Origin of the sequence: Acinetobacter sp. ABJ_C5_2 (genome assembly GCF_044538485.1) — a bacterium.
Taxonomy (GTDB): domain Bacteria; phylum Pseudomonadota; class Gammaproteobacteria; order Pseudomonadales; family Moraxellaceae; genus Acinetobacter; species Acinetobacter nosocomialis_A.
Genome location: NZ_JBIUCS010000086.1, coordinates 1 through 1,065, shown reverse-complemented (window position 1 = coordinate 1,065; position 1,065 = coordinate 1). Strand labels below are relative to the sequence as shown.

General features: G+C 24.5%; 1 protein-coding gene and 1 pseudogene. Both read left to right on the top strand.

The window, feature by feature from the left end:
* A pseudogene (locus tag ACH8JV_RS19460) lies at positions 1-196 on the top strand (hypothetical protein); the annotation flags it as partial.
* Positions 197-266: 70 nt separating this feature from the next.
* Positions 267-797, top strand: a complete 531-nt coding sequence (locus ACH8JV_RS19455) for a hypothetical protein (protein ID WP_396523284.1) — start codon at positions 267-269, stop codon at positions 795-797.
* Positions 798-1,065: the final 268 nt, after the last annotated feature.

Genomic DNA, 1,065 nt, shown 5'->3' with positions numbered 1-1,065 from the left:
ATTAAGTAATGCACAAGATGAACTTGGTAAATTTAGTATATTGCAGGCTACAGATAATATTGTTACCGTTAAATTTGATACGTCCACACATGGTGAGTTTATTGATTTTCTGATAGAAAATAAAGGAAAGTGTAAGGTTGTTAAAAATATAAAATATAATGATAATACTAATCTGATTAAGGTATTGCAGCAATAATATATGTTTTGTTTATTAATATTTTTTAGAAACTAAAGAACTAATTATAAATGATTTTGAGGAATGTTGGATGAAATGTATTAAAAAAGCCCTGCTTTTGTCTTTTTTCATTAGTCTCACATCAAGTTATACTTTTTCTAAGACTAATGGGGAAAATATTGAATATACAGTTATTACCCATGAAAGTATTACGCAATGTGAATTTGAACAGGGGTATTTTAATTTTTGTTCAAATGAAAATTTAAAGTTATACAATAAAGCTTTAAGTAAACAAGAAAATTTTTCTCGAAATAAAATCGCTTTAATCATTGATCATGAAAGAGATACTGGGAAAGGTAGACCTAGAAAAGTTAAATACTTTATTGTAATAGATCCTAAAACCAAAAAGGTATATCCACTTGAACAATCTATAGGGTATTTTGTGAATGATCGATTAGAAGAAATAGTATCAGAACCACCTACTATTAAATTTAATAAAAATAGTAATAAGGTTTGTTTGTCTGGAACAACTTTTTTATATAAAGATAATAATATAAATGTTAAAAATGAATGTTATGTTTTTGATATAAATGATCATAAATATTTTAAGAAATATAAGTAAGGTACTTATCAATAGAAAATAATATTTAGTTAGTAATATTATTAATGTGGTGTAAAATTAAGGCTAAGTATGAATGAGAATTTTAAAATAGTATGATGCTATTTTATAGAATACCAATTTATTTAATTTCAGTTTCATCAAAGGTAAATATCGTGAAAACTGGTTTAATCAAAGTTTATAATATTGTATTAATCTTTAGTGTATGTATCTACTCAAATGCTGCCGATTATAAACCACAACGGTTAGATGAGAAAGCAATATATAGTAA

Excerpts from the sequence above, each read along its gene's own strand:
- ACH8JV_RS19455 (WP_396523284.1), top strand. The coding sequence starts at position 267 with ATGAAATGTATTAAAAAAGCCCTGCTTTTGTCTTTTTTCATTAGTCTC.